Annotated in this window: 7 protein-coding genes and 1 pseudogene; 5 read left to right on the top strand and 3 right to left on the bottom strand. The window is 66.8% G+C overall.

Features of this window, described 5'->3' with window-relative positions:
- The 4 genes and pseudogenes from PMI14_RS05855 to PMI14_RS05840 all read left to right on the top strand — a co-directional run.
- Positions 1-951, top strand: a pseudogene (locus PMI14_RS05855) (hypothetical protein); the annotation flags it as partial.
- 191 nt (positions 952-1,142) lie between these two features.
- Entirely contained in the window at positions 1,143-2,801 is a 1,659-nt protein-coding gene (locus PMI14_RS05850; protein ID WP_007851112.1) for a bluetail domain-containing putative surface protein, read from the top strand.
- A gap of 182 nt (positions 2,802-2,983) precedes the next feature.
- The gene (locus tag PMI14_RS05845; protein WP_007851108.1) at positions 2,984-3,223 is read left to right on the top strand and encodes a hypothetical protein; all 240 of its coding nucleotides are present in this window, start codon (positions 2,984-2,986) and stop codon (positions 3,221-3,223) included.
- 375 nt (positions 3,224-3,598) lie between these two features.
- Entirely contained in the window at positions 3,599-3,859 is a 261-nt protein-coding gene (locus PMI14_RS05840; RefSeq protein ID WP_007851106.1) for a hypothetical protein, read from the top strand.
- Between the two features lie 307 nt (positions 3,860-4,166).
- Here the strand turns inward: PMI14_RS05840 and PMI14_RS34080 are convergent, their stop codons facing one another.
- From PMI14_RS34080 to PMI14_RS05830, 3 genes are all read right to left on the bottom strand, one after another.
- Complete coding sequence (locus PMI14_RS34080; RefSeq protein WP_007851104.1) at positions 4,167-4,880, bottom strand: hypothetical protein; 714 nt, start codon at positions 4,878-4,880, stop codon at positions 4,167-4,169.
- 509 nt (positions 4,881-5,389) lie between these two features.
- Complete coding sequence (locus tag PMI14_RS05835; protein WP_007851101.1) at positions 5,390-6,619, bottom strand: MFS transporter; 1,230 nt, start codon at positions 6,617-6,619, stop codon at positions 5,390-5,392.
- 123 nt (positions 6,620-6,742) lie between these two features.
- Positions 6,743-7,645, bottom strand: coding sequence for an NmrA family NAD(P)-binding protein (locus tag PMI14_RS05830; RefSeq protein ID WP_007851098.1), 903 nt, complete (start codon positions 7,643-7,645; stop codon positions 6,743-6,745).
- Positions 7,646-7,726: 81 nt separating this feature from the next.
- Here PMI14_RS05830 and PMI14_RS05825 point away from each other — a divergent pair.
- Positions 7,727-7,947: LysR family transcriptional regulator (locus PMI14_RS05825; RefSeq protein ID WP_035202562.1), on the top strand; the 221-nt coding region annotated here is incomplete at its 3' end.

The following is a 7,947-nucleotide window of genomic DNA, read 5'->3' as shown; positions in this document are numbered from 1 at the left end:
GGGGGCAGTGGCTCGCTGGACGCGTTGCCCGCCGGCTACCGGCAGATGGCCACAGGCCCCTACAACGCGCTGTTCGTGCTCGATGGTGGCGCGCTGCGCTACGTGTCGAACAACCACCTGCTCAACACCTGGCGCACTGCCTACGGCAGCAACGGCCCGGCAGGCAGCGGGTTTGCGCAGGTCGCGCTCAATGCCGCCACCGCCGTGGGCGTGAAGACGGATGGAACGCTCTGGCAGTGGAAGGGCGAGGAGCAGCCTGCCTCGCTCGGCGCGGGCTATGGCCAGGTGGCCAAGGGCACGTCGCACACCGTGGCGCTGAAGACCGATGGCACTGTGTGGGTCTGGGGCTCCAATGCCAATGGCCAGCTGGGTGTGGATTCGCCGGCCGATGTGGACAGCCCCCAGCTCCTGGGCAACGGCTACACCGAGATCGCGGCCGCGGCCCTGCACACCCTGGCCCTGAAGTCCGACGGCACCCTCATGGCCTGGGGCAGCAACAGCGTGGGGCAGTTGGGCACCGGGCCAGCCGGGGCCGCGCCGGTGCAGCCGACGCCCGTGGTGTTCGAAGGCCCCAGTCCGGGGCAACTGGGCGAGATGACCGTGACGGGGCCGATTGAGCTCCAGACGCTCACGGTGCGGGTGCAGATCAGCAGCGAACACCTGGCCAGTGGCGTAGAGGGCGATGTCTATCTCATGGTCTTTGGGCCGGACTCGTCGGGATTCAGCTACAACGGGTACGGTTTTGCACCCCTTACACCGTTCGGCATTCCCCTGCCCTGGATCCACGGGCTGGAGAACAGGACCACTGTGCTGATCTCGAACCAGGACCTGCGCGCCTTGCGGGGCTCCACGCTGTATGTCGGTTACGGCCTCAAGAGTGACAAGCAAAGCAGCACGCTGTACGAGATGGTGGCGAGCAAGCGCTACCAGCTGGTCCACACCATCCGGTAGTGGCTGCCCGGTGAGCACGGTCCGCACAGGCGGTGGCACTGCCTGGTTCTTCCGGGTCCTGAGCCACTGCGTGGGCCGCAAGGCCGCATGTAGCAAAGAGTTGCTCGATGGTGGAGGGCAGGCGCATCGCAATGGCCCGTGGCGCGATAGGCTCTGTGCATTGCAAAAAACAACCCGGGAGGTTGAAAAAAATGCCAGTGCAGGTTTTCGGCGCGGATGCCACCTTTGCCATCTTGAACCGCGTGTTTTATGGGCAGCAGCCACTGTGGTACGAGTCGTATATCTACACGGTGGCCAAGATCGGCTCGGAGGGCGCCCATGCGGTGGCGCGTGAGTTTGGCGAAGGCTACGCGCGCACGTCCGAAGCGTACCTGTCCTACATGCTGTTGGAGACGCTGGGCCTGTTGCCCAATCCTGCCTTGCGAGGGGCGCTGGAGGATTACCTGGCCGCCGTGGGCAAGGCCAATGTGGGCGTCGTTGCGCTGCAGTTGGGGCAGATCCTCTCGGGCCTGGAAGGCGCCACGGGCGACCTGGCCATCTACTCGGCCGCCGCCGCCCGGTGGAACGATGAGATCGCGGCTGTGCATGCGTACTCCAGCAATCCGTCCAACAAGGGCTATGCAACGGTCGACGTCATCTCGGAGGGCCCGGGGGTCACGCTGGAACTCACGACCGGGAATGACACGCTGCAAGGCACGCGGCATGACGATGTTTTCCTGGCGCAAAGTCCCGGCCAACTGGGTTCGGCCGACGTCATCGAGGGCGGCGGCCATGGCATGAAGGACAATGTGCTCAAGGCCACGCTGGCCGCCGGCGACCAGGTGGTGCCCACCTTGAGCAACATCGAGTCCGTGTTCATCACCGCGGGCGCGGAGGCACAGCTCGGTGCGGAGAAGTCTGGGGGCATCTGGAAGCTGTGGCTCGACGCGGCCACGGGCAGCAACGTCACGTTCACCGGGGTGAACCGCGAAACGGGGGTGGGCATCCAGAACTCCCTGGCCGGGACGGCGCTGACGGTGCATTTCAAGGCCCCCTCGTTCAAGGTGGCGCCGGTCAACCTCATGCTGGCCGATGCGACCGGGGCGGACGAGATCATCGTGCCCGATGTGATCGCCCTGAACATTGCCAGCACGCCGGGCAGCGTGGCCGCCACCACGGTCAACAGCGCCAGGATTACTGCGGCCGCGGCCGAGGAAATCAGGCTCACGGGCAACCAGGCCCTCACCACCACCATCACCGGCGCCCATGTGCAGGTGATCAACGCCGCGGCCCTCCAGGCGCCGCTGGACCTGACGTTCGCCACCACGGGTGCCACGCCCATCGGCATCCTCGGCGGCCAGGCGGCAGACCGGATCACCGTGAACGACACCTCGGGCGGGCGCGCGGCCATCGATGCGGGGGCGGGGGCAGACACCGTCACCATCGGCGCCCGCAACGCCCACAGCATCACCCTGGGCGCGGGTGCCGACGTGCTCGCCCTCACCGGCCTGGCCGGCCCCGCCAGCGCGGCCCTGGGCCTGGACAACGCGGCCGCGCTGCGCCGCTCGGCCATCGAGGTGACCGACTTTGTGAGCGGCACCGACCAACTGCGCCTGACCGCCGCCACACCGACCGCCAAGGCGGCGCCCAGCAGCGCGCAACTGGCCAGCATCGCCGCGTCCACCTCGCTGCTGGACGCCGCTGCCCTGGCTGCCAGCACTGCCGGCGCGAGCAAGGCCATTGCCTTTGGCTACGGCGGCGACACCTACATCCTGGTGAACGACGCCACGGCCGCACTGGGCAGCCAGGATGGCCTGGTCCGGCTGAGCGGGGTGTCTGCGGTGGCGGATGGGGATTGGACGGTGGGGTAGGCGGGGCTGCAACCCGCCCCCGCCAACGCGACGCCCGCCTGCGGCCCCGCAGCGAAGCCGCGTCCCTGCGATTCACACCCCATCCGTGTAGGACATCACGCTCACCCGGGTTGCCGATCATCCAAATGGCGCTTCTGGGCATAAGATAGCCACAGTTGAAAACATTTGTAACAAGAGCCGGCATGCACACCCCTTGGCCTCCCAACATCGAACTCCATGGTTCCGTCTACATGGTGAGGCCCGTCACGCTGCGACAGCACGCTCCGGTGCCCCACAGCATCTTCATCTTCGAAGAAGACGGCTCTCCGGTGCTCACCGTGCGGGGGCCCTGGGCCAGCTACCCTGAGGCACTGGAAGTCGCCAACGGCGAGCTCCGGCGGCATGTGTCCCCGTCCCCCGTGGATGTGTTCGGCAGCCATTGATCCGGCATTGATCCGGCACTGAAGAACGAGCGCGCACTTGTCGCGCAGGCATGGAAGGCGAGACAGCCCCATCCCACGCTATCCGCACCGACGGGCCCGCTCACCGCGGAGGGCCCAGACCCCTGGCCGGCCAAGCAATCCCCCTCACCCCCGTGGCACCCCACCTGCCAGGCAAGCTGAGCCAGCGAGTACCCTCACCCCCTGCCTGCCCTTGTGCCCCTGCAATCCGGCACACCCCCACGCACAGCCCCTAAGATGCGGTGGCGGCGCCGCTGCCCACCATGGGCCAGGAAAAAGCAGCCGCGCACCACCGGGAAGAAGAAGGACGCGGCAGGCCGGCTTTGGTGGTGACAAGCCCTGGGAGCATCTACACGGATGGAAGCAATTTTTGGATTGGTGGCCACGATATTGGTGGACTTTGTGTTCGTCGTGGCGGGCAAGTTGGTGATCTATGCGCTGACCTTGGGGCGCTGGCGTGGCGAGCGCGCAGGCGAAGGCCGGATCCACGGCGCAGCGGGAGCACTGAGTTTTGTGCGCGATGGGCAGCGGGTCCTCACCGACCGGTCCGCCTGCTTCGTTGGCGGGTTCTTTTGCATCGTGTTGGTCTTCTGCTCGTTCGCTGTCATGTCGTTGTGAGACGGCGCGCGATGCGCAACGGCTGAAGGACTGCGGCTGCACCCGCATCTTCGGCCCGGGGGCCATCTGTTCTGAAGGCTCCCTGGGCCCCACTGGTGTTGGAGCCCAGGGCCTGCTACACGACGGGCCGCTGCTTTGACAACCTGCCGAGGCGCCGTTTCCGGCCTGTCTACCATGGCGGCCATCGGCCAGGAGCGGCCAGTGGAGGCGGCTGAAAGCAGGCGCTCAACGTTTGAGGTAACCGGCGCAGCGCGGCTTCATCGCGCAGCGTCCGTGTTGACCTGATGGTTGGGCATATGGAGCATGGCTACTGGCACCAATTGTTCTTTTGCGCTGGATCAGCTGCGTCGCAATGGAGGGAGATTTCGTCCAAGAAGAAAGCCTTCTTGGACGGAAGCCTCTTCCAAGAAACCTCTGCCTTGAAGTCCCTAAAGTCATTCAGTCCCGTCGTTGTCTTCTTTTTGCCCGTCAAATAATTGGTGCTGTACTCGGATCTTTCGCCAGTGCTGCGGGAGGACTCAGAGCGGTCATAACCTACAAGTTGAAACCGAGTGCCCTGGGTGCGGAAAGTGAACTTTTCGCTCACCACGCCATAGCTACCGCAGCTTCGCCAATCTTGCAATTCGATGACCAGATTGCCTCTCGCAATCGATACACCACCGTTCGCTAGTGGATCGGCCAAGCAATCCATGTCTTCAGCATTCTCGCTAGGGAGCAGATTGTCCCTGCGCAGGACTTCTTTCAGCCCACTGGATGACCGCAGGAGAATGACGAGACGGCGTGGATTCAAATTGAGGATGTTCGGTCCAGGAGACCCCTCTGGCTTCTTCTTGAAATTGGCAGGATTGGTTTCTTCAGTGACAAGCACCACGTCGTCAATTCCGTCGCGGTTCAGGTCCCCTGCGTTGTTGGTGATGACCTTCCAACCATTGGGTACCCACTGGGCAAGGGCGTCAGAGGGCGCTGCGAAAGATGGTGCGGCCAGGAAGGCCAGTAGCAGAAGATACTGGGATCTCAACATGAGAGTACCTCCATGCGCCTACGGCAGGTTATTCCAGATGCCCAACGTGCTGTATCCCGCAAAACCTGCGGGATAAACGGGACCTTGCGGGATATTCTGGACAATGGGTCCTCCTGGAAGTGGCTTGCAGCTTGGGCTTGCAGTCAGTGCGCTGTTCAAAAGCACCGATACAAATTTCCTGCAAACCCGGCAAGCATCAACTGAGCAAACTATAGCTTGCCAGTAGGGAGGCACCGGTGTTTTCAACAGCACGTTGGGGACTGTGAGCCAGCGGGCGGCAAATCAACGGCAGCTTCCGGGTGGCGTTTCGCAACGTCGGCTCCGGGCCCCAACCCGACCGCCGTGGCTGTGATCCGCTGAGAGGCGGCCCCGCACTGGCAGCGAGGGCAAGGCCGGTTTCAGCAGGCTTGCTTCACAAGCCGGCAGTCGTATCTTGGCGAGGCTGGCGCAAGGGAGCGCATGCCTTCTGCCAGGGCGCTGGCTGCCCGTTCAGGGCCCGCGCTGGCGGGTCACCGCCCCGCCAGCGCGGGCTGCCGCGCTGCCGCCTGGCTGCGCTCCTGGAACAGCACGATCACCACCGTGGCGGCCATGAAGGCCACCGAGGCCCAGAGCACGCCGGCCGCCAGGCCCCGGTCGAGCAGCAGCCCGAACATGAGGGGGCCCAGCACGCCGCCGATGTTGAAGCCGGTGGACACGATGCCGAAGGTGCGGCCCTCGGCCCCCACCGGCGAGGCCGCGCGCACCAGCATGTCGCGCGAGGGGGCGACCACGCCGGTCAAGAAGCCGATCAGCCCCAGTGCCACCACCAGCGCCAGCGCCGGCAGGCTCACCAGGATCACTGCCACCACCAGCACGGCCGCCAGCGCAAAGGCGGCTGCTGCCAGCACGCCGTGGTGCTGCGTGCGGTCGGCCAGCACCCCGCCTGCGAGCACGCCGGCGGCGCTGGCGAACAGGAAGGCGGTGAGCGCCGAGTTGGCCACCGAGAGCGGCACGGCAAAGCCCTGCATCAGCGCAGTGACCGAGAACTTGTCGATGGCGCCGGTGCTCAGGCTCAGCAGGGTGAACAGCAGGGTCAGGGTCACCAGGGTGAGCAGCGGGGTCTTGAGCGGGCGGCCCGCCGTGGCTTTGGCCCTGGCCTGGTCGGCCTTGGGTGGCGATGCGGCGGTGGCGGGCGCGGCCTGCCCACCCACGGCCACGCAGGCCAGGGCGATGGCGCCCGCCAGCGCGGCCACGGCAAACGACCACTGCGCGCCCGCCGTGACGGCGATGCCCACCATCAGCGGCGGGGCCAGCGCACCGCCCAGATAGCCCGCCGAGGTATGGATCGAGAAGGCGCGCCCCATCTTCTGCGCGTCGATGCCGCGCGAGAGCAGGGCGTAGTCCGCCGGGTGGTACACGCCGTTGGCCAGCCCCGCCAGCGCCATGGCCACCAGCAGGCAGGTGTAGCTGGGGAACACTGCCAGCAGCCCGAAGCTGAGCGCGCCCAGCGCCAGCGCGGCGATGAGCATGCGCCGTGCACCGAGCTTGTCCACCGCAAAGCCCAGCGGCGCCTGCACCAGGGCCGTGACGATGTTGAACATGCCGATGGCGAAGCCGAGCTCGACGAAACTCGCGTCGAGCGCCTGGGGCAACAGCGGCAGCATGGCCGGCACGGCCATGATGTGCAGGTGGCTGACCGCATGTGCGCTGGAGACACGGAACAGCAGTCCGTTGGACGAGGGGCCCGTGGGGGTGGTCATGGGGTGGTGGATGGCAAGGCGGTTGCGGTGCCGCGCCGCAGGAGGGTGTTGCGCGCGGTCGGTTGAAGAGGGCGAGGTTAACGGATCGGGCAAGACCTTGCCCGACCCGCGTTTGCACCGGGCTCAGCCCTGGCGCCGTGCCAGGGCTGCGATGACCTGCCCGAGCGCCGTCGTTCCTGCCCGTGCGGCCGCGTCGGGGTCGCTCTTGATGTCGATGTGCGAGGCGTTGAGGCCCCGGGTCATTTCGGTGAAACCCGCCAGCGCGGCCTGGGAGAAATGGGCGTCGGCCAGTGCCTGGGGCCACTGCGCTTCGGGCAGCACGGCCACGCCGACGGGCTTGCCGAGCGTGGCTGCAACGATGGCGGCGACATCGTTCGGAGCGCAGTCCCCGGGCCCCGCGAGGGTCACCGCGCGGTTCCCCGCCCACTCCTGCTGCACCAGCAAGGCCGCTGCGGTGCTGCCGACATCCGCCGTGGCCACCATCGGCAGGGCGCGCTGGGGTGGGGCCAGAAAGCTTGGCAGCGTGCCGCTGCGCACGGCCTGCGCGACCATCGGTGCCCAGTTCTCCATGAAATAGGCCGCGCGCAGGAAGACGGCGCAAACACCGGCTTCCTGCAAGCGCTGCTCGAACACGCGGTTCATCCCGATCCATCCCGTGGCGCTCTCGCGGTCGGCGCCTACCGATGACAGGGCCACGAGCCTGGGCACGCCCGCCGCCAGCGCTGCGCGCGCCGTGGTGCTGGCCACCCGGTCTGCCTGCTCGACAAGGTCTTCACGGCCGTAGTGCTGCGGACAGACGGCATAGGCACCCCGGGCGCCGCTGAGCGCCCGGGTCATCGAGGCCAGGTCCGTGAGGTCGGCCACGGCAATCTCGGCGCCACGTTCGGCCCAGGGCCGGCCCTGGGCCGGGTCGCGCACCACGGCGCGCACAGGCTGGCCGCTGCGCAAGAGCGCATCGGCGGCAGCGGCACCGGTGCGGCCGGTCACGCCCGTCACGACATAGGGGAGAGGAGGGGAAGCAGTCATTCGAAAAAACTCCAGTTCAGAAGAGCCCGAATGGTGCGAGACGGCTTAGCATGCGGCAATGGCATGAAAGTCATATTGAATATGCACCAAGTGGATTTGTCTGCGCTCGACCTCAACCTGCTGAAACTGTTCGAAGCCCTGGTTCGGGAGCGCAGCGTCACGCAGGCGGGCCTTCGCCTGGGCCTGAGCCAGCCGGCCGCCAGCCGGGCGCTGGGGCGGCTGCGCCGGATGCTGGGCGATCGCCTGGTGGTGCGCGGCAAGCTCGGGCTGGAACTGACGCCGCGCGGCCAGGCGCTGGGCGG

This window comes from Acidovorax sp. CF316, from assembly GCF_000276605.1.
In the GTDB taxonomy this organism is placed as follows: domain Bacteria; phylum Pseudomonadota; class Gammaproteobacteria; order Burkholderiales; family Burkholderiaceae_C; genus Acidovorax.
Note: the sequence above shows the minus strand (reverse complement) of the source record. Positions and strands in the feature narration are given on the sequence as shown.

Coding starts and splice junctions, on each gene's coding strand:
- PMI14_RS05835 (WP_007851101.1), bottom strand. CDS start 6,619: ATGACCACCCCCACGGGCCCCTCGTCCAACGGACTGCTGTTCCGTGTC.
- PMI14_RS05850 (WP_007851112.1), top strand. CDS start 1,143: ATGCCAGTGCAGGTTTTCGGCGCGGATGCCACCTTTGCCATCTTGAAC.
- PMI14_RS05830 (WP_007851098.1), bottom strand. CDS start 7,645: ATGACTGCTTCCCCTCCTCTCCCCTATGTCGTGACGGGCGTGACCGGC.
- PMI14_RS34080 (WP_007851104.1), bottom strand. CDS start 4,880: ATGTTGAGATCCCAGTATCTTCTGCTACTGGCCTTCCTGGCCGCACCA.
- PMI14_RS05840 (WP_007851106.1), top strand. CDS start 3,599: ATGGAAGCAATTTTTGGATTGGTGGCCACGATATTGGTGGACTTTGTG.
- PMI14_RS05845 (WP_007851108.1), top strand. CDS start 2,984: ATGCACACCCCTTGGCCTCCCAACATCGAACTCCATGGTTCCGTCTAC.